Annotated in this window: 20 protein-coding genes and 1 pseudogene; 10 read left to right on the forward strand and 11 right to left on the reverse strand. The window is 73.2% G+C overall.

Annotation, left to right across the window (positions count from 1 at the left end):
- The first annotated feature begins 2 nt into the window (after positions 1–2).
- Positions 3–1,040, forward strand: coding sequence for a cytochrome P450 (locus tag AB7F12_RS09880; RefSeq protein ID WP_428497193.1), 1,038 nt, complete (start codon positions 3–5; stop codon positions 1,038–1,040).
- On the opposite strand, the gene AB7F12_RS09885 is transcribed toward AB7F12_RS09880, so the two are convergent.
- From AB7F12_RS09885 to AB7F12_RS09895, 3 genes are read right to left on the reverse strand one after another with little or no spacing between them, the layout of a single operon-like run.
- The gene (locus tag AB7F12_RS09885) at positions 1,013–1,930 is read right to left on the reverse strand and encodes a 3-keto-5-aminohexanoate cleavage protein (protein WP_428497192.1); all 918 of its coding nucleotides are present in this window, start codon (positions 1,928–1,930) and stop codon (positions 1,013–1,015) included. The two genes, AB7F12_RS09880 and AB7F12_RS09885, sit on opposite strands and share 28 nt — an antisense overlap.
- Positions 1,927–2,724, reverse strand: a complete 798-nt coding sequence (locus AB7F12_RS09890) for an SDR family NAD(P)-dependent oxidoreductase (protein WP_428497191.1) — start codon at positions 2,722–2,724, stop codon at positions 1,927–1,929. The genes AB7F12_RS09885 and AB7F12_RS09890 overlap by 4 nt, the downstream gene beginning before the upstream one ends.
- A complete protein-coding gene (locus AB7F12_RS09895) occupies positions 2,721–3,338 on the reverse strand; it encodes a carboxymuconolactone decarboxylase family protein (protein ID WP_428497190.1) in 618 nt (205 codons plus the stop codon). Before AB7F12_RS09895 ends, AB7F12_RS09890 begins: the two co-directional genes overlap by 4 nt.
- Before the next feature lie 208 nt (positions 3,339–3,546).
- Between AB7F12_RS09895 and AB7F12_RS09900 the strand changes: the two genes are divergently transcribed.
- Positions 3,547–5,397 (forward strand): ABC transporter ATP-binding protein, encoded by a 1,851-nt coding sequence (locus AB7F12_RS09900; protein ID WP_428497189.1) that lies wholly within the window; start codon positions 3,547–3,549, stop codon positions 5,395–5,397.
- A gap of 31 nt (positions 5,398–5,428) precedes the next feature.
- Here the strand turns inward: AB7F12_RS09900 and AB7F12_RS09905 are convergent, their stop codons facing one another.
- A complete protein-coding gene (locus tag AB7F12_RS09905; protein ID WP_428497188.1) occupies positions 5,429–5,944 on the reverse strand; it encodes a winged helix-turn-helix transcriptional regulator in 516 nt (171 codons plus the stop codon).
- A gap of 83 nt (positions 5,945–6,027) precedes the next feature.
- Between AB7F12_RS09905 and AB7F12_RS09910 the strand changes: the two genes are divergently transcribed.
- On the forward strand, positions 6,028–7,446 hold the full coding sequence (locus AB7F12_RS09910; protein ID WP_428497187.1) for an MFS transporter: 1,419 nt from the start codon (positions 6,028–6,030) through the stop codon (positions 7,444–7,446).
- A gap of 32 nt (positions 7,447–7,478) precedes the next feature.
- On the opposite strand, the gene AB7F12_RS09915 is transcribed toward AB7F12_RS09910, so the two are convergent.
- Positions 7,479–7,760, reverse strand: a complete 282-nt coding sequence (locus AB7F12_RS09915; protein ID WP_428497186.1) for a hypothetical protein — start codon at positions 7,758–7,760, stop codon at positions 7,479–7,481.
- 262 nt (positions 7,761–8,022) lie between these two features.
- Here AB7F12_RS09915 and AB7F12_RS09920 point away from each other — a divergent pair.
- Positions 8,023–8,176: pseudogene (locus AB7F12_RS09920) on the forward strand (membrane dipeptidase); the annotation flags it as partial.
- A gap of 108 nt (positions 8,177–8,284) precedes the next feature.
- The gene (locus AB7F12_RS09925) at positions 8,285–8,452 is read left to right on the forward strand and encodes a membrane dipeptidase (RefSeq protein ID WP_428497185.1); all 168 of its coding nucleotides are present in this window, start codon (positions 8,285–8,287) and stop codon (positions 8,450–8,452) included.
- A 21-nt stretch (positions 8,453–8,473) separates the two neighbouring features.
- Here AB7F12_RS09925 and AB7F12_RS09930 read toward each other — a convergent pair whose 3' ends face one another.
- The 3 genes from AB7F12_RS09930 to AB7F12_RS09940 are packed head-to-tail and all read right to left on the reverse strand — an operon-like array spanning position 8,474 to position 12,491.
- On the reverse strand, positions 8,474–9,820 hold the full coding sequence (locus AB7F12_RS09930) for a phenylacetate--CoA ligase family protein (protein WP_428497184.1): 1,347 nt from the start codon (positions 9,818–9,820) through the stop codon (positions 8,474–8,476).
- Between the two features lie 8 nt (positions 9,821–9,828).
- Positions 9,829–11,370 (reverse strand): class I adenylate-forming enzyme family protein, encoded by a 1,542-nt coding sequence (locus AB7F12_RS09935; RefSeq protein ID WP_428497183.1) that lies wholly within the window; start codon positions 11,368–11,370, stop codon positions 9,829–9,831.
- An 11-nt stretch (positions 11,371–11,381) separates the two neighbouring features.
- Positions 11,382–12,491, reverse strand: a complete 1,110-nt coding sequence (locus AB7F12_RS09940) for an LLM class flavin-dependent oxidoreductase (protein WP_428497182.1) — start codon at positions 12,489–12,491, stop codon at positions 11,382–11,384.
- Between the two features lie 235 nt (positions 12,492–12,726).
- On the opposite strand from AB7F12_RS09940, the gene AB7F12_RS09945 reads away from it, so the two are divergent.
- The 3 genes from AB7F12_RS09945 to AB7F12_RS09955 are packed head-to-tail and all read left to right on the forward strand — an operon-like array spanning position 12,727 to position 15,409.
- A complete protein-coding gene (locus AB7F12_RS09945; RefSeq protein ID WP_428497181.1) occupies positions 12,727–13,083 on the forward strand; it encodes a Zn-ribbon domain-containing OB-fold protein in 357 nt (118 codons plus the stop codon).
- Positions 13,080–14,210: a thiolase family protein gene (locus AB7F12_RS09950; protein ID WP_428497180.1), complete on the forward strand. Its 1,131-nt coding sequence runs from the start codon at positions 13,080–13,082 to the stop codon at positions 14,208–14,210. Before AB7F12_RS09945 ends, AB7F12_RS09950 begins: the two co-directional genes overlap by 4 nt.
- Positions 14,207–15,409 (forward strand): cytochrome P450, encoded by a 1,203-nt coding sequence (locus AB7F12_RS09955; protein ID WP_428497179.1) that lies wholly within the window; start codon positions 14,207–14,209, stop codon positions 15,407–15,409. The genes AB7F12_RS09950 and AB7F12_RS09955 overlap by 4 nt, the downstream gene beginning before the upstream one ends.
- Positions 15,410–15,418: 9 nt before the next feature.
- Here the strand turns inward: AB7F12_RS09955 and AB7F12_RS09960 are convergent, their stop codons facing one another.
- Complete coding sequence (locus tag AB7F12_RS09960) at positions 15,419–16,033, reverse strand: TetR/AcrR family transcriptional regulator (RefSeq protein WP_428497178.1); 615 nt, start codon at positions 16,031–16,033, stop codon at positions 15,419–15,421.
- A gap of 83 nt (positions 16,034–16,116) precedes the next feature.
- Between AB7F12_RS09960 and AB7F12_RS09965 the strand changes: the two genes are divergently transcribed.
- On the forward strand, positions 16,117–17,277 hold the full coding sequence (locus AB7F12_RS09965) for a cobalamin-independent methionine synthase II family protein (RefSeq protein ID WP_428497177.1): 1,161 nt from the start codon (positions 16,117–16,119) through the stop codon (positions 17,275–17,277).
- Between the two features lie 7 nt (positions 17,278–17,284).
- Here the strand turns inward: AB7F12_RS09965 and AB7F12_RS09970 are convergent, their stop codons facing one another.
- On the reverse strand, positions 17,285–17,908 hold the full coding sequence (locus AB7F12_RS09970) for a TetR/AcrR family transcriptional regulator (protein WP_428497176.1): 624 nt from the start codon (positions 17,906–17,908) through the stop codon (positions 17,285–17,287).
- Positions 17,909–17,969: 61 nt separating this feature from the next.
- Between AB7F12_RS09970 and AB7F12_RS09975 the strand changes: the two genes are divergently transcribed.
- Complete coding sequence (locus AB7F12_RS09975) at positions 17,970–18,431, forward strand: nitroreductase/quinone reductase family protein (RefSeq protein ID WP_428497175.1); 462 nt, start codon at positions 17,970–17,972, stop codon at positions 18,429–18,431.
- 40 nt (positions 18,432–18,471) lie between these two features.
- Here the strand turns inward: AB7F12_RS09975 and AB7F12_RS09980 are convergent, their stop codons facing one another.
- Entirely contained in the window at positions 18,472–19,302 is an 831-nt protein-coding gene (locus AB7F12_RS09980; protein WP_428497174.1) for an IclR family transcriptional regulator, read from the reverse strand.
- Positions 19,303–19,305: the final 3 nt, after the last annotated feature.

Genomic DNA, 19,305 nt, shown 5'->3' on the forward strand with positions numbered 1-19,305 from the left:
GCGTGACCTCCTTCGCGGAGGCCGACGAGATCCTGACGTCGCGCCTGTTCGCGCAGGAGTCCAAGTACGAGAGCGCGCCGCTCGTGGGCGGGACCGTCCTGGTGATGGACGGTCCCGCCCACCTGCGCAGGCGTCGGCTCCTGGCGCCGTTGATGTCACGGACGGCGCTCGCGGACTACGACAGCGTCGTGGCCGCGACCCTCGACGAGTGCATCCGCGCGCAGGGCGATGACCTCGTCCCCCTCGGACGCTCGGTGTTCCTGCAGCTCGCGGCGTCGATGATCGGGCTCGGCGACCTCGGCGAACGAACGCCCCGGCTGCTCGCCCTGCTCGGGCCGCTGCTGGAGGCGGTGACGGTCGAGTGGTCGACACGCGACCACGAGGTCGTGCTCGCCGAGGGCCTGGCGGCGCGCGACGCGCTCGTCGCGGACTTCCCCCGGCTCGCCGAGGGGTCGACGCTCGCGGCGATCATGGCCGCCCACCCCGACGAGTGGGACGACGAGGCCGCGGTCCGCGAGGTCGTGCTGTTCCTCGCGGCGTCGACCCTGAACAACGCGGCGCTGCTGGTGCACGTCGTCGACGAGCTGTCACGGTGCCCGCTGCCCGACGAGCGGCTGACCGATGCCCTCGCCGAGACCCTGCGGCTCTACCCGCCGACGGTAGCGCTGCTGCGCCGCGCGCTGGTCGACGTCACCCTGCGCGACGGCCGGGCCGTCCGCGCGGGCGAGTACGTGGCCGTCGACCTGCACGCCGCCAACCGCGACCCGGGCGTCTTCGGGCCCGACGCCGACACGTTCCGCCCCGGTCGCGCGCTCGCCGAGCGGGCGCGGCCGTGGGGGCTCACCTTCGGCAGCGGTCCGCACCTGTGCCTGGGCCGGGCCGTCGTGACGGGTACCGCCGTGACCCCCGGGGTGCACCTGCAGATCCTGGCGCGGTTGCGCGAGCTGGGCGTGCGGCCCGATCCGGACCGCACGCCCCTGCTCGCTCCGACGGCCCAGCGCCGCCACGACAGCTACCCGGTACTGCTCACCGCGGTGTGAGCCGACCGCTCCGGCAGGGCCCGCATCCCCAGCAGCTCGCGGGCCTGCGCCGGGGTCGCGACGGGCCGGCCGATCGTCTCGGCCAGGGCCACGACCCGCGCGACCAGCTCGCCGTTGTGCGGGGTGCCGAAGCGGGCGTAGTCGTGGTCGCCCAGCCCGATCGCGACGTGCCCGCCGAGCACGATCGCCGCCGCGGCCAGCGGGAGGACGTCGCCGCCGTAGCACATCAGCTGCCACGGCTCCCCCGGCGGCAGCTCGGCGACCATCGCCTGCAGCGCCAACAGGTTCGTGCCCGCGCCCGACGGCCGGGCGTCGCCGGTGAACACCAGCTCCCAGAACGTCGGCGCCTGGGCCAGTCCCATCTCCCGGAAACACTTGGCCGTCCGGATCTGGCCGATGTCCCACACGACGGTCGTGAGGTAGGTGTCGATGTCCTCGAGGATCCGCAGCACGGCCTCGATGTCGTTGCGGCTGTTGACGTACACGCCGTCGCCGGGGGTGAACCGGCGGCCGTCCCAGGTGTCGATGTTGAGCGACCCGAAGTCGACCGCGGCGGCGTCGAAGCGCAGCCACGGGTCGTCGGCCAGCGCCCGCAGGTGCTTGACCCGGTCCTCGACGCCGGTCTGGCTGATGTAGCCCAGCGTCGGCTTGGTGATCAGGTCGGTCGCGGCACGGATGCCCTGGTGCGCCTCGCGGTAGCACTCGATGCTGTTGTCGGGGGCGCCGGTGTCGGGGTCGCGGCCGTGCCAGTGGAAGATCGCGGCGCCGGCGTCGGCCCCGCGGACGGCCTCGCGGACGATCTCCTCGTTCGAGTACGGCAGGTGCGGGTTGGCCCCGCGCATCGTCGACTCGTTGCAGCGGACCTCGATGAACAGCGGGTCGTCGGTCACGAGCGCACCTCCGGGACACCCGGGCGCGGGAGGACGTCGATGAGCATCTGCATCATTCCCCCGTCGACCTCGAGGTTCTGGGCGTTGACGAAGCTGGACGCGTCCGAGAGCAGGAACGCGATCACGGCGGCGATCTCGGCGGGGTCGCCGATGCGCCGGCTCGCGATCATCTCCAGGCGCCGGCGCAGCGCGTCGGGGTCGGAGTTGAACTTCTCCGCCATCGGCGTGCGCATGATGCCGGGGCTCACGCAGTTGCTGCGCACCCCGCGCGGGCCCCACTCCACCGCGAGCTGGCGGGCGAACATGATCGCGGCCGCCTTGCTCGGGGCGTAGGCGCCCGCCCGGGCCTCGGGAACGGTCCCGGCCACGGAGCTGATCGTCACGACGCTGCCGGCGCGCTGGTCGAGCATGGGTGGGCCGAAGTACTTGGCGCCCAGGAAGAGCCCCCGCGCGTTGACGGCCATGACCCGGTCCCACTCGGCCACGTCGAGGTCCTCGATCGGGGTCCAGCTGATCACGCCGGCGTTCGCGACGAGCCCGTGCACCGTCCCGAACCGCGCGACCGTCGCGGCGGCGGCCGCGGCCATCTGCTCCTCGTCGGAAACGTCGGCCTCGACGGCCAGCGCCGTCTCCCCGAGCTCCCCGGCGACGCGCTTCGCGGCGGCCCCGTCGACGTCGAGCACGACGACCGAGGCCCCGAGCCCCGCGCAGACGTGGGCGGTCGACTCCCCCAGCCCCTGGCCCGCACCGGTCACGACGATGACGCGACCGGAGAGGTCGATCTGCGCGGTCACCGGGAACCTCCGATCAGCACGCTGTCGTCCTGGCCTTCGGAGTTCCAGGGCGTCACCACCGCCCCCGACGGGGACCGGAAGCGTTCGGGCAGCTCGTCGACCATGTGCAGGGCCATCGAGAGCCGGCCGTAGCCGACGAACGCGGCGACGTTCATCCCGATCTCGACGACCTCCGCCTCGGAGAAGTGCCCCCGCAGGTCGGCGATCGTCGCGTCGTCGATCGCGAGGTGGTTGGTCGCCATGAGGTCGGCGAAGCGCAGCGCGGCCCGCTCGGCGTCGGTGAGGTCGGGCGCGGCTGTCGGGTCCTCGGGGCTCGCGAGCTGGCAGACGAGGTTCTCGTCGACACCGTCCTCGGCGCCGTCGGCGTAGCGCACCGCCATGCAGCTGCGGCACTGGTTGTGGAACGCCACGCGCAGCCTCAGCAGCTCGACCAGGCGCCGCGACAGCAACCCTGGTCTGCGCAGCTCGGCCATGTAGGTGGCGTAGGCGCGGGCCAGTGCGGGGCGGTGCGCGTAGAAGCGCAGGTTGCCCAACTCGAGCGGGGTCCGCGACTCCGCCATGTCGCGCAGGTCATCGGGGAACTCCTCGGCGGGCAACATCCGGATCCGGGCCACGCGTCCTCCTCGTCGACAGTCGGCAATGACTGATAACGATGACCCTAGACTCCGCCGTTCGTCGTGTACACCGCACCGGGCACCGTCACGGCAGACCGTTCGGCGCCGACCGGAAACCGGCCACGTCGCCGTCACGAAACCCGGTGGACCCACCCACGCCGCAGGCGGACCATGTTCGGTTCCCCGTCCACCGTCTGTGAGGAGACCTGTGTCCGCTCCGGCCCGAGCACATCCCGCGGCCGCGCCCGCACCACCGACCGGCATCCCCGCCGGGCCGGAGGTCCGGTCGCGCCGTGGGGCGGCGCTGCGCCTGGCCACCCGAATCTATGGACGCGAGCTCGCTCGCCACAAACTGCTCACCGGCTCCGCGCTCCTGCTGCCGGCGATGGGCAACATCGCACTGTCCTACCTGCCACCGCTGGCCGTCGCGGCCCTGGTCGACGAGCTCGCCACCGGCACAGCCCTCACCACGGCGACGGTGCTGCCGCTCGTGCTCGGCTTCCTCGCGTCGCTGCTCGCCGGCCAGGCGTGCTGGCGGCTCGGCATCCACTGCCTCAACCGGTCCGACGCGCGGGGCATCGAGAACCTCTACGTCGACGGCATGGACGCGCTGCTCGCCAAGGACGCGTCGTTCTTCCACGAGAACTTCTCGGGCTCGCTCACCAAACGCGTGCTGAGCTTCGCCTCGCAGTACGAGGACTTCGTCGACACGCTGGCGTTCCAGGTCGTCGCGCAGCTGCTGCCGCTGACCTTCGCGTCGGTCGTGCTGTGGCGCTACGACCCGTGGCTGGTCGTCGTGCTGGTCGGGATGATCGTCGTGACCGCGATCGTCGTGGTCCCGCTGATCCGCCGGCGCCAGGTGCTCGTCGACGCCAGGGAGGCGTCGTGGACGCGGCTGTCCGGGCACGTCGCCGACACGCTCACCAACATGGACGCGGTGCGCGCCTACGCCTCCGAGCTGCGCGAAGCCGCGGAGCACCGCAGGCGGGTGGCCGAGCACAAGCGGCTGACGCTGCGGGCGTGGGACTACAACAACCTGCGGATCGACACCCTCGTCGCACCGATGTCGGTGCTCACCAACACGGCCGGCCTCGTGCTGGCACTGCTGGTCGCGGTGCGCGAGGGCGGCCCGGGTGTGGGCGCGGTCGTGGTGACGGTCGCGTACTTCACCCAGACCACCCGGATCCTGTTCGAGTTCAATCAGACCTACCGCCACCTCGAACGGTCGCTGACCGAGGCCGCCCAGTTCGCCGAACTGCTGCTCGACGACCCGACGGTGGTCGACGACCCCGATCCGGAACCGGTCTCGGGCGGGCCCGCGGGGGTGGCGTTCGACGGTGTGCGGTTCACCCACGCCGGCCGCACCGCGCCGCTGTTCGACGGGCTCGACCTGGTGATCGCGCCCGGCGAGCGGGTCGGGCTGGTCGGCCGCTCGGGCGGCGGCAAGACGACGATCGTGCGGCTGCTGCTGCGGCTCATGGACGTCCAGGGCGGCCGGATCCTCGTCGGCGGCCAGGACGTCACGAAGCTGTCGCAGGCCGACCTGCGCGGACTGATCGCATCAGTGCCCCAGGACCCGGTGATGTTCCACCGCACACTGCGGGAGAACATCGCGTTCGGCCGCCCCGGGGCGAGCGACCAGGAGATCCTCGACGCGGCCCGGGCGGCGCACGTGCTCGAGTTCGTCGAGGCGCTCCCCGACGGGTTCGACACACTCGTCGGCGAGCGCGGGGTGACGCTGTCGGGCGGGCAGCGGCAGCGGGTCGCGATCGCGCGCGCCGTCCTGCGCGACGCGCCGATCCTGCTGCTCGACGAGGCGACGAGCGCGCTCGACTCGGAGAGCGAGGCGCTGATCCAGGCGGCGCTGTGGCGGCTCATGGAGGGGCGCACCGCCATCGCGGTGGCACACCGGCTGAGCACGGTCGCGGGAATGGACCGGCTCGTCGTGCTCGACAAGGGCGCCGTCGTCGAGGAGGGGGCGCACGCCGAGCTGCTCGCCCGCGGCGGCGGTTACGCACGGCTGTGGGAGCGGCAGTCCGGCGGGTTCCTGTCGGAGTAGGCCGCGCCCGGCCCCGGAGCCGGGCGCGGGTTCACCCCAGTTGCTCCAGCAGCCGGTGCGGCGCGGCCAGGGCGGCGCTGATCGCGTCGCCCTCGGCCGGGCCCTCGTAGCCGGGCCCCGGGACGAGCACCGTGGCCGCGACGGGCACCTGGGCCCCACAGCGGGCGCAGCGCCCTCCGGATGCGACGTCGCCGCCGCAGCCGGCGTGCTCGAAGACCCGGCGCGGCCCCGCGGGCGAGTAGTGCGCGTCGCCCCACGCACCCAGCGCCCGCAGGACGGGCCACAGGCCCAGCCCCTTGTCCGTCACCACGTACTCGTCGCGCCCCCGGGATCCGGCCACCCGCTCGAGGACCCCCTCGGCGACGAGGAACTCCAGGCGCTCGGCGAGCACCGCGCGGGGCACCCCGAGATGGCGGGAGAAGTCGCTGAACCGGCGGACGCCGAAGACCGCGTCGCGCAGGATCAGCAACGTCCAGCGTTCACCGACGATCTCCAGCGCCCGTGCGATCGCGCACGACTGGCCGGGGTACTCGCGGGGCAGCGCCATGCGACCATCGTCGCACACAGTTCGTTCACCGAACCACCAGTGGTACGGTCCCCACCGACATCACGCCGACGCCTGGAGCAACGATGACCGCACCCGACACGGCTCCGGGGCGCTGCCTGGCCATCACCGCAGGCGGCACCCTCGTGGCCATGACGGCGTTCACCGCGCCGCTCTCGATCGTCCCGACCGTGAGTACCGACCTCGGGGCAGGACCCGTCGGCACCGCGTGGATCCTCAGCTCCATGAGCCTCGGGCTCGCCGTCGCACTGCTCAGCGCGGGCGCGGTCGGCGACATCGTCGGCAGGCGGCGCGTGTTCGTCGCCGGCGCCGTGCTCACCGCCGTCGGGGCGGCCCTGTCGGGGATCGCGCCCACCACCGCACTCTTCGTCGCCGGGCGGGTCGTCCAGGGCCTCGGCTCCGCCGCGCTCCTCGCCTGCGCGCTCGCGCTGATCAGCGCTACCTTCGCCCCCGGCCCGCCCCGCACCCGCGCGACCGCCGTCTGGGGCGCCGCGATGGGCGCGGGCCCCAGCATCGGCCCCCTGCTCGGCTCGGTCAGCGACGCGGTCCACAGCTGGCGGTGGAGCTACCTCGTCCTCGCCGTCCTGTCCGTCGTCATCGCGGCCGCCGGGCAGCAGTGGCTGCGCGAGTCCCGCGGCGACACCGCACGGCGAACCGACGTCCTCGGCGCACTCCTGCTCGGCACCGGGCTCGGCTGCCTGCTCGCCGCCCTCACCGAGGGCCGCCAGGGCTGGACCCAACCGCTCGTCGCGATCCTGGCCGCCGTCGCCGTCGCCGCACTCGTCGCCACCGGAATCCACCTCGCGCGCAGCGCCGAACCGCTCTTCCCGCCATCGCTGTTCCGCAGGCCCGCCCTCGTCGGCGCGACGCTCGCGGCCTTCGTCACCGGCGGCGCGATCATCGGCCTGATGTCGTTCATCGGCACCGTCCTCGAACGCGGGCTGGCCCAGTCCGCCGTCGCGGCGTCGGTGATCCTGCTGGCCTGGTCGCTGACGAGCGTCCTCGCCTCGCTCGGCGCCCGGCAGCTGCCCGCCGGCCTGTCGGGCGGCGCGCGGCTCGCGATCGGCCTGGCCGTCGCCGCCGCCGGGTTCGTGCCGCTCGCCCTGCTCACCCCGGCGAGCGGACTCTGGGCGCTGCTGCCCGGGCTGATCGTGTCCGGTGCCGGGACCGGGCTGGCCAACGCCACCCTCGGCCGGGAGGCCGTCGCCGCCGTACCGCCCGAGCGGGCCGCCACCGGCAGCGGCATCAACAACTCCGCCCGCTACGTCGGCGCCGCGTTCGGCGTCACCATCGCCGCGGTGCTGGCGATCCGCCCCGACTCCCCCGACCCGGTGGCGAGCCTGGTGAGCGGCTGGAACGTCGCCGCGTGGGGCGGGGTCGCCATCTGCCTGCTGGGCGCCGTCGCGGTCCCGCTGCTGCAGCACGCCGACGACCGCCACCTCGTGCGGACGACCGCTGCCCGCGACGTCGGCGCCGCGGCGTGACCGCGCTCAGCCCACCGCAGGGGTGACCGCGCTCAGCCCGCCGCAGGCGTGACCGCGGCGTCCGCCGCCGTCGCGATCACCTCGGGAAGGTGCTCGCCGGCCCACTGCCGGCGGGCGCCGTACTGGCCGACCGTCGTCAGCGGTTGGAGGGGGCCGTACCAGCCGCACGAACACCCCGCCGCCCACGCGGTGAAGGTGCGCTCGGCGCAGCGTGAGACGTCGGTCCACACGTCGCTCAACGCTCCGTTGCGGTACCGACCGGCCAGGTATCCGACGTGCCCCTCCACTCCGGGCATCGTCCCGGTGAACAGCATCGGATCATGATGCACCCCAACAGCAACGACACAAGACCCGAACGGCCGCGCCTCACCTCGAGGTGCGACGGGACCGAACGTCCGCAGCGGCCGGGCACCGTCGGCCTCACTTTCCGTAGCCTCGGCGCCCGTCTTCGCCACCGACCGTGACCTGCTCGTCCGGGGCCACCCGGTGTGGCACCGTCGGGCGGCGAGGAGGTGCACGACGACAGCGACCGTTCGCCCGGAGTCGTTGGTGGCCACCGTGTTGCGCGACGTGCCGGTGATCGACGGGCACAACGACCTGCCCGCCGCGCTGCGCGGCGTCGCGGGCTACGCCGTCGACGGGCTCGACGGCCCCCGGCCCGAGCTGCACACCGACCTGCCCCGGCTGCGCGCCGGCGGGGTCGGCGCCCAGTTCTGGTCGGTGTGGGTGCCCTCGGACCTGCCCGAGCCCGACGCCGTCGTCGCGACACTGGAACAGATCGACGCCGTGTCCGGGAGTCGCGCACGTCGGGATCGGGGGCGACTACGACGGTGTCGACGTGCAGCCCACCGGCCTGGAGGACGTCTCCGGCTACCCGCGGCTGCTCGCGGAGCCGGCCCGCCGCGGCTGGTCGCGCGCCGACCTCGAGGCCCTGACCGGCCGCAACGTCCTGCGCGTCCTGCACGACGCCGAACAGGCGGCGACGGAGCCGCTCTGGCCGCGATGAGCCCGCGTGAGGGGCGTGGGGTCAGCGTTCGTCGACCACCCGGCGGGCCTTGAACGTCGTCTCCGGGAGCGTGCCGGGCGCCAGGAGCGTGACACCGGTACGGATCCCCAGGACCCGCTGCAGCGCCTCCTCGGTGCGGGCGCGCAGCCCGTCGTCACCGGGGTCGGCCTCGGCCTCGACGGTCAGCTCGTCGAGAGCGCCCCGCTTGGACACCCGGATGCGGAACTCCGGGCCCAGCTCGGGGACGCTGCGCAGCGCCGTCTCCACCGCGGACGGGAAGACGTTGGCACCGCGGATCACGAGCATGTCGTCGAGGCGGCCGAGCACCCCCTCGGGCATCCGCGGATAGGTGCGCCCGCAGGGACAGGGGTCGGTCGCCAGGTAGGTCTCGTCGCCGGGGGCGAAGCGGATCATCGGCTGGGAGTCGCGCCAGAGGTGGGTGTAGACGACGGCGCCGCGCTCCCCCACCGGGACGGGCGCGTTGAGGTCGGAACCGTCGACGACCTCGGTGTACACCTCGTCGGTGTAGAGATGGGTCCCCGTGCCGGCCTCGCAGCCGACGCTGGTCTGGAACGGGTACATCTCCGAGGTCGACCCGGCGTCGGACACGATCGCGTCCCAGCCCTCCTCGATGATCTTCCGGGTGCCGGGCAGCGACCCGCCGGGCTCGCCGCCGACGAGCAGGTGCCGGATCGTCGACGCGCGCAGGTCGATCCCCAGCTTCTCGGCCACCGAGAGCAGATGGATGCAGTACGACGGTGTCGCGCTGAACACCGTCGAGCCCAGGCGGGAGATCAGCTGCAGGTGCTTCTCGGAGTCGGTGATCCCCAGCGGGAACAGGGTCGCGCCGATCCGCTCGGCGCCCTGCACCACACCCCAGCCGCCGAAGAACAGCCCGAACGGGAACCCGACCTGGACGACGTCGTCGGGTCGCACGCCGGCGCACCACTGCGCCATGGCGTGCACGTCGCCCGCGCGGTCCCAGTCGGCCTTGGACACCGCGTACATCGTCGGCGTGCCGGAGGTGCCGGACGAGCCGTGGATGCGGGCGATGCCCCCCGGCGGGACGTCGCGGGCGTAGCTGCCGAACGGCGGGTGCTCGGCCTGGTCGGCGACCAGCATCTTCTTCGTGATCACCGGGACCTTCGTGGTGAAGTCCTCGAGCGCGGTGACCTGGTCGGGGTGGAAGCCGTGGGCCTGCCAGTGGCGCCGGTAGAACGGCAGCTCGGCCCACGCGTAGGCGAGCTGGTGGCGGATTCGGTCGAGGATCAGGACGTCGCGCCGCGCAGGGTCGAGGGTCTCGCGCTCCTCGTCCCAGAAGCGGGGCCAGCCGCGGGCGTCGACCGCGACCGAGCGGGGTCCGGACATGGGGGCTCCTATCCGATCGCGCGGTCCCGGCCCGCCCAGTGGGGAGCACGCAGGACCTTCTTGTCGATCTTCCCGAACGGGGTCTCGGGAAGCGCGTCGACGACCTCGACCGTCTTGGGCCGGGCATAGCCGGCGAGCTCGTCGCGCGCCCATTCCAGCAGATCCGCGGCATCGAAGGCGGGGCCGGGGACGACGACGGCGTGCACCGCCTCGCCCCAGTCCTCGTGCGGCACACCGATGACGGCGACGCGGGCGACCGCCGGGTGGCGGGCCAGCGCGTCCTCCACCTCGCGGCAGTACACGTTCATCCCACCGCTGATCACCATGTCCGACGTGCGGTCGCGCAGGTGGAGGTAGCCGTCCTCGTCGAGGAACCCGACGTCGCCGGTGCGGATCCAGCCCGCTGGGAGGAACTTGGCCGCGGTGGCGTCGGGGTCGTCGAGGTAGCACTCCAGCGTGTAGGGCGAGCGCAGGCAGATCTCACCGGTCTCGCCCGCGGGGAGGGTCTCGCCGGAGTCGGAGACGACCTGCACGTCCGCGTCGATCGACGCCTGCCCGGCCGATCCCAGGAGCTCGGGACGCGCGGGGTCGTGGTCGGACTTGGCGAGCCGGGTCCCCCAGTTCGGGCACTCGGTCTGCCCGTAGAGCTGCACGAACACCGGGCCGAACACGTCCAGGGCGGCGGCGAGGCGGCTCGGGGCGATCGGGGCGGCGCCGTAGACGACCGTCCGCAGCGCGTGCTCCGCCGACCCACCGGCGGCGTCGAGGAGCCGGTAGAGCATCGTCGGGACCAGGAAGGTCCAGGTGATTCCGTTGTCGCGCAACATTTCCAGGACCCGCTCCGCGTCGAAGCCGGGTTCGATCACCGACGTCGCGCCCCGGATCAGCGCGCTCTGGGCGAACAGCCCGGCGGCGTGGGCGAGCGGGGTGGCGAGCAGCAGCCGGTCGTCGGCGGTGATCTCGGCCTCGAGCAGCTGGGCCCGGTGCAGCGCGACCGTCGACGCCTGGGTGTGGACGACCCCCTTCGGCAAGCCGGTCGTGCCGCCGGTGAAGTAGATCGCGGCCCGGTCCCCGGGGCCGATCCCGGGACGGGGCGGCGCCGGCGCCGCCCCGGGCGGGGGGCGGCCGGGCGGCGGCGGGGGCACCAGCACCTCGTCGCGGGCGCGGGGCCGCCCGCCCCCGTCGTCGACGACCAGCGCCGGGACCTGACCGGCCGGAGCGAGGCTCGTGCCCCGCACCACCACGCGGGCGCCCGACGCGCGCAGGACGTGCTCGACCGTCGACGGCGGCAGCAGCGGGTTGACCGGCACCTTCACCGCGCCGAGCCGGGCCACCGCGACGTCGGCGACCACGAACTCGACGCAGTTGCGCAGATGCAGCGCGACGGCGTCGCCGGGGCGCACGCCGTGGTCGGCGAGCTGCAGGGCGACAGCCGCCGACCAGCGGTCGACGTCGCAGAACGTCCACCGCCGGCCGGCGTACTCCACCGCGACCCGCGCCCGGTACCGCCGGAACGCGTGGTCGAACTCCTCACCCAGGGTCGTGCGCACCGCCGAGGACGTCAGTCGATCCCGAGCGCGCGGTTCGCGAGCTTCTGGCGCCGGTCCAGCCGCTCACGCTTGGTGAAGTGCGGCATGACGTAGCGGGCGAACATCTCGTTCGACCGGTTCCACTTGTCGGTGGTCACCCAGTCACGGACGTTGATCAGCAGCGTGCCGAAGCCGCCGACCTCCTCCTCGAGCTCCTTGAGCTGACGGGTGCAGTCCTCCGGGCTGCCGACGATCCACGGGATGTTGTCGACCATCCACTCGAACGACAGGTCCGCGTCCTCCATGCCGTCGCCGATCTTCATCAGCGCGCCGAGGCCGAGCCCGAACAGGTAGTCGTAGGAGAGCTTCACGCCCTCGCGGATGTCCTTGAGCGCCTGGTTCTTGTCGTCGGTGACGTAGACCTCGCGGACGATCCGCCAGTTCTCACGGGTCACGGCGGGGTCGATCCCGGCGGCCGCGCCGGCGTCGAGCATCGCCTTGCCCATCCCCTTGAGGTCGGGCGCGATGTCGTAGGTGCCGTTGTCGATCGGGGCGAAGTGCACCGACAGGGGCTTCCAGCCGCGCTCGCCGCACTTGGCGTAGTTGTGGGTGCCGGTCAGGCCCGCGATCGCGAACGGCGGAACGTCCTGGTAGGGGCCGACCTGCAGCTGGCGGTTCTCGTACTTCCAGTACTGGCCCTCGTAGCTGACCGGGTCCTCCGACGTCAGGAGCTCCCAGATGATCTCGAGCGCCTCGTTGGTCCGCGGCGCGGCCTCCGACGGTTCCAGCCCGAACAGCTCCTTGTCCGTCGGCAGACCGCCGCCGCCGAAGCCGTACTCCAGGCGCCCGTGGGTGAGGTGGTCGAGGAACGCCATGCGCTCGGCGACCATGAACGGGTCCTGGTAGGGCAGGTTGATGACGCCGGTGCCCAGCCTGATCCGGTGGGTCAGGGCCGACGCCTTGGCGATCATGTACTCGGGGACGGGCACGTTCTCGTAGCCGCCGGTGTGGTGCTCACCGACCCAGAACTCGTGGAAGCCCAGCCGCTCGGCATCCACGATGTTCGCGATGTCGCGGTCGTAGGACAGCGTCCAGTTCTCGCGCGGCGGGTGCTCGGGCATGGTGAAGAAGCCGAACTTCATCGGTCGGGGTCCTTTCGACGGCTCCGGTCGTCCGGTTCCGGGCGGTCAGCCCGACGGCCCCGGTCGACGAACTTGACAAACGCCGGTTTGCTGAAGGTGCTCCAGGTCACTGTGTCCCCAGCCCTCGCCGGGTGTCAAGACTCCGCAATCAACGTGCTCCTGCGGGTGGTCATCCCGAAGGGCGAACACACTGCGTACCATTGATAGCCGACCCGTGGTTTGGTTTCATGTCGGCGTGACCGACGTCGATCCACGCCCGCGCATCGTCGTCGCGCCCGACGGCGCGGCGCACGTCGCCGGGGTCCGCTGCCAGGCGTGCGCCGAACCGGTCGCCTACCCCTGGCCCGCGTGCCCGGAATGCGGCGGTCCCGTCGTCGCGGCCGAGTTCGGCCCCGACGGTGTGGTGTGGAGCGCGACCGTCGTCCGCATCCCCGTCGCCGGCCGCACTCCCCCGTACGCGCTGGCCTACGTCGACCTCGACGACGGCCCGCGGCTGCTCGCCCACGTCGACGGGGACACCGCACCCGCGGTCGGCGCCCGGGTCCGGCTCCGCGCGGGAGCTCCCGATCCACACGTGGAGGTCATCGGATGAGCGACGTCGCGGTACACGGTGTCGGGACCTCGCACTTCGGCCGGGCCCCCGGGACCGACCTGGTCACCCTGGCCTGGAACGCCGTCTCCGAGGCACTGGCCGATGCCGGGCCCGAGCCCGTCGACGCGGTCTGGGTCGGCACCGTGTTCGCGCCGGCCGGTGTGGCGCAACGGGTCCTGCGCGCCATGGGCATCACCCGCGTCCCCGTCGTCACCGTCGAGAACGCCTGCGCCAGCGGGACCACCGCATTCGCCGAGGCGTGCGAGGCCGTCCGCACGGGCCGCTACGGACGCGTCCTCGCGCTCGGCATCGAGCAGATGAGCACCGCGTTCGACGGCGCGATCACGCCCGAGAGCACCGACCCCGAGGGTGCCGCCGGCCTGGCCCTGCCGGCCCTCTACGCGATGGCCGCCACCCGCTACCTGCACGACGGCGCCGTCACCCCCGCCCAGCTCGCGGCGGTGTCGGTGAAGAACCACGCGCACGCCCTGCACAACCCGCGCGCCCAGTACTCCGGGCGCTACACCGTCGAGGAGGTGCTGGCCTCACGGATGATCGCCGACCCACTGACACTGCTGCAGTGCTGCCCCACCTCCGACGGTGCGGCCGCGGCCGTCGTCGGTCCGGCGACCGGGGGCACGCGCGAGGTCGGCGTCCGCGGGGTCGCGCTGCGCTCCGGCGCGCCCTGGGGCCGCCGCTCGCCCCACGTGTGGGGCCACGACATCGTCGCCGAGACCGCCGCCGAGGCGCTCGCCGCCGCCGGCCTGCACGCCGCCACCGACGTCGACGTCGTCGAGGTGCACGACGCGTTCACCATCGGCGAGATCGTCACCACCGAGGCGCTCGGCCTCGTCGCGCCCGGCGAGGGCGGGAAGGCCGCCGAGACCGGGGTGACCGCGCTCGGCGGCGCGCACCCGGTCAACCCGTCGGGCGGGCTGCTCTCGCGCGGGCACCCCCTGGGCGCGACCGGGCTGGCCCAGCTCGCCGAGATCGTCTGGCAGCTGCGGGGCGAGGCGGGCGGGCGCCAGGTCGAGGGCGCGCGGCTCGGGCTCGTCGAGACCATGGGTGGCGGGGTCAGCGCGCTCGACGGGAACGCCTGCGTCGTCGCCGTCCTGGAGGCACCGTGACCTCCGTGGTCCCCGACATCCTCGGGCCCGACGCCGTCGCCGATCCCTACCCGCTGCTCGCGGCGCTGCGCGAGCGCGACCCGGTGCACTGGAGCGAGCGCTACCGCTCCTGGTTCCTCACCCGCTACGACGACGTCGACGCGGCCCTGCGCGACCCGCGCTTCTCGTCGGACCGCATCGCCCCCTACCGCCGGGCCCGCCTCGACCGCGACGACGCCGACCCCGCCGTGCGCGCGGCGTTCGGGGTGCTCGAGGACTGGATGGTGTTCAAGGACCCGCCCGACCACACCCGGCTGCGCAAGCTGCTGTCGCGCGCGTTCACCCCCCGCGCGGTGGAGCGGGTGCGCCCGCGGGTGCGGGAGCTGGTCGACGAGCTGCTCGACGCGCTCGCCCCCCGGGGACGGGCCGACCTCGTCGGGGACTTCGCCTACCCGCTCACCGCGTCCGTCGTCGCCGAGCTGCTCGGGGTGCCGCGCGCCGACCGCGACCTGTTCAAGGACTGGTCCGACGCCATCGCCGGACTGGTGTTCGGCGGCATGGGCGACCCGCAGCGGCACTCCGCGGGGGCCGCCGGGATGGCCGAGCTGACCGCCTACCTCACCGAGCTGGTCGCCCGGCACGAGCGCGAGCCGGCCGACGACCTGCTGACCGCCCTCATCCAGGCCCGCGACGCAAGCGACGCCCTCACCCACGACGAGGTCGTGTCCACCGGCGTCCTGCTGCTGTTCGCCGGCCACGAGACGACGACGAACCTCATCGGCAACGGGCTGCTCGCCCTGCTGCGCCACCCCGGGGTCGGCGCCGACGCCGACGGGCTCGTCGAGGAGGTCCTGCGCTACGACGGGCCCGCCAAGACCATCGCCCGGCTGATGGCCACCGACGTCGAGGTCCGGGGCCGGACGCTGCGCCGCGGCGACCGGGTGTTCCTGTGCCCGTCGGCGGCCAACCGCGACCCGGCGGTGTTCGACGACCCCGACCGCTTCGACCCCGGCCGCGCCACGGGCCGCCAGCTCGGCTTCGGCGTGGGGCTGCACTACTGCCTGGGCGCGCCGCTGGCCCGGCTGGAGGGGTCCGTCGCGATCCCGGCGGCGATGCGCCGGCTCCCGGACCTCGCTCTCACCGCCGAGCCGCTGAGCTGGCACCCGGTGCTGCTCTCCCGCGGCCTCGTGCACCTGCCGGTGACCTTCGAACCCCGCTGAGTGGCGACCTCAGGGCACGTCCCGGGCCAGCGCGTGCACGGCGCCGCCCGCGGCGAGGCCGCCGAGGGCCATCGCGAACAGCTGGTCGGCGAGCTCCCGGTCGGCCCGCTCGCCGCGCGGGGAGAACCAGTGCTGCATCCAGTCGAGCATGCCGACGATCGCGCGGGCCGTCGTGCGTGCGTCGCCCGCCAGCGAGAACTCCCCCGTCCGGACGCCCTCCCCGACCAGCTCCTCGACGGCCGCCATGTAGCGGGCGTCCATCGCGCGGAACTCGTCGAACCGTTCGCCACCCATCCGCCCGATGTGCTGCAGGTACACGAACGCGGCCGGATAGCAGTCGCTGAAGATGCGCACCTGCGTGCGGATCAGCTCCCGCAGCCGCACCGAGGCGCTGCTGCCCGTGTCCTGGTTGAGCCGGTCGAGCTCGGCGAGCAGCTGCTTGGCCGGCTGTTCCACGACCGCCAGCAGCAGCTCCTCCTTGCTGGCGACGTAGTTGTAGATGCTGCCCTTCAGGATCCCGACGCGGGCGCCGATGCTCTCCAGGGTCGCCGTCTCGAAGCCGCGCTCGCGGAACTCCGCCCCCGCGGCGACGAGGATCTCCGACCAACGACTGGGACGGGGCATCCCGGGAGCCTAACGCGGGCGGCGTTCCCTGAGCGGGAACAACGCCCTGGCCGGTCCGATCACGGGCTCCTAGGGTCCCGGCCATGCAGCGCAGCGACGACCGGATCCTCACCACGCACGTCGGGAGCCTCGCACGGCCGCGCGACCTGCTCGAGGTGATGCGGGAGAAGGAGCACGGCCGCCCCTACGACGTCGACGGGTACGCCAAGCGCGTCACCGCGGCGGTCGACGAGGTCGTCCGCGAGCAGGCCTCGGCGGGGATCGACGTCGTCACCGACGGCGAGATGAGCAAGGTCAGCTTCCTGACCTACGTCAAGGACCGGCTCACCGGCTTCGACACCGGGACCGGTGAGAAGCTGATGCCACCGTCGTGGCAGGTCGAGATCGACGCCTTCCCCGACTACTACGCCGGCTACCTGGGCAAGTACAAGGACCAGGTCTCACCGATGACGACGATGGTCTGCACGGGGCCCGTCACCTACGACGGCCACGCGCAGCTGCAGACCGACATCGAGAACCTGCGCGCCGCGATCGCCGCGGCACCCGGCGAGGTCACCGAGGCGTTCCTGCCCTCGACCAGCCCGAGCGGGTTCGGGCGCAACGAGTTCTACGGCTCGCACGGCGAGTACCTGGCGGCCGTCGCCGAGGCGCTGCGCGAGGAGTACCTGGCGATCGTCGACGCCGGTCTCGTCCTGCAGGTCGACGACCCGTGGCTCATCGAGTACCTGTCGGAGAACCCGGCGACCACCCCCGAGCAGCGCGTCCGCGACGCCGAGCAGCACATCGAGATCCTCAACCACGCGCTGCGCGGCATCCCGGCGGAGAAGGTCCGCCTCCACACCTGCTACGGCCTCAACCACGGCCCCCGCATCCACGACCTGGCGTTCCGCGACATCGCCCCGCTCATGCTCAAGGTCGACGCGGGCGCCTACTCCTTCGAGGTCGCCAACCCGCGCCACCAGCACGAGTGGAAGATCTGGCGCGACGTGCCGCTCCCCGACGGCAAGGTCCTGATCCCCGGGCTGCTGGGGCACGCGAGCAACTACGTCGAGCACCCGGAGCTGATCGCCGACACCCTGGAGCTGTACGCGGGGATCGTCGGCAGGGAGAACGTCATCGCCGGTGCGGACTGCGGGTTCTCCTCGCGCGCGTCGTTCCACCCCGAGGTACACCCGACCGTCGTGTGGGAGAAGTTCCGGGCGCTGTCCGAGGGTGCGCGGCTGGCGACGCAGCGACTCTACTGACCGCTCCTCACAACGGTGCGAGGAGCAGGCGTTCGATCGAGTCGGCCATCCAGTCCGCGTACGCCTCGACGGTCCAGCCCCGGACGCGGATCAGGTCGTCGGCGAACTCCAGGCCGGCCAGCGCCCAGTAGACGTCGGTGGCCTGGTCCAGGTCGAGGCGCAGCATCGGCGCGAACGACTCGGTGATCGCGCGGATGTCCTGGTAGCGACGCCGTTCGTACTCCTGCCACGCCGCCGCGAGCTCGGCGTCGCCGCCCGCCGCGTTGCGGAAGACCCGCAGCATCGCCGGCGCCCCGGAGTAGTAGCCGACGGCGAGGTCGCGCAGCATCGCGAGCTTGCGGCCGCGGTCGGTCTCGGCGATGAACGCCTGGAAGGCGTCCCGGGCCAGCAACGGGACGTCCTCGTCGTCGCCGGTGAACCCGCGGTCGACGGCCGCGAGCAGCAGGGCGGGCTTGGTGCCCTGGGTGAAGACGGTCTGCGCCGACACCCCCGCCTCGGCGGCGATCGCCTTCATCGTGGTGGCCGCGTAGCCGTCGCGCTCGAAGCAGCGGGTCGCCGCGTCGAGCACGGTGGCACGGGTGCGCCGGGCCTGCTCGTCGCGCAGGGCGGAGGTGTACGAACGCGTGGCCACCTCTTGACTGTAGCATTGCTCAATTCATAGAGTCATGACTACAGCGAATTGAGGAGGCGCCATGACCACCCCGACCATGACCCCGCAGGACCGCCGCGCGACGACCCTCATGCGGCGCTTCGGGCCGCTGCACACCGCCGTGCTGCGCGCGTTCCGCGGCCGGGCGATGTGGCGCTTCCGAGGTGGCGACGTCGTACTGCTCACCCACACCGGACGGCGCAGCGGCACACACTTCACCGTGCCGCTGCTGTACCTGCGCGACGGCGAGGACGTGCTGGTCGCCGCCTCCAACGGTGGGGTCGACGCCGAGCCGCAGTGGTGGCTGAACCTGCAGGAATGCCCGTACGCCGAGATCGAGATCCGGGGCGAGCGGCGCGCCGTCGTCGCCGAGCCGGTGTCCGACGCCGACCACGCGGCGACGTGGGAGCGCTTCCGCGCGATCGGCGCGATGTACGACAAGTACCAGGCCGGCGTGCGTCGCCGGATCACCCTCGTCCGGCTCCGCCCCTACCGCACCCAGTGAGCGGTCGAGCGGCGGTGGTCGCCACAGCGACCGACGCCGCTCACAGGGAGCGGTCCAGCTCCGCCGACACCGCGGCCGCGGCCCGGCGCACGTTCTGGACCACGGCCATCTTGCGCGCGCCCAGGATGCTCGCCGTCCGCCCGACCACCGAGATCGCGGCGACGGCGACCCGGTGGTCCCCGCGCGTGACGACGACCGGCGCCGCGATCGACGACATGCCGATCGTGTGCTCCTCCCGCGACACGGCGAAGCCGTCGACCCGCACCTGCCGCAGCACCTGCCGGTAGCGGCCCGGGTCGACGATCGTGAACGGCGTCCGCCGCACGAACCCGCGGTCCAGGATCGCCCGGGCCATCGCCGGGTTCACCGCCGCCATCGCCTTGCCCGCGCTGGACGAATGGCCCGGGCCGCGCCGGTAGAGCTCGGTGTGGAACATGATGCCGACGTCGGAGTTCTCCAGCCGCTCGACGTAGAGCACGTCGGCACCGACGGGGACGGCGAGCTGGGCGGTCTCACGCAGCACGTCGCGCAGCTCCCCCAGGACCGGCAGCGCCACCTCGCGCAGCATCAGCCGGTCGACGGCCAGCTGACCCATCTCGAACAGCCGTAGCCCCAGCCGGTAACGGCCGGCGCCGCTGCGTTCGAGCAGCCCGCCCGACGCCAGCGCCGCCAGCATCCGGCACGCGGTGCTCTTCGCGACGCCGAGCCGTTGCGCGACCTTCGTCGCCCCCAGCTCCGGCTCCTCGCCGAAGCAGTCGAGCACCGCCATCGCGATGGCGACCGACCGCAGCGGGCCCGGGTCCTCTCCCGGGTCCCCGTCGGCGGTGTCCACAGCGTCGGCGAGGACCGGCCGTCCGTCGAGCACCGTCATGGA

It is taken from the genome of Pseudonocardia sp., from assembly GCF_050250275.1.
GTDB lineage: Bacteria > Actinomycetota > Actinomycetes > Mycobacteriales > Pseudonocardiaceae > Pseudonocardia.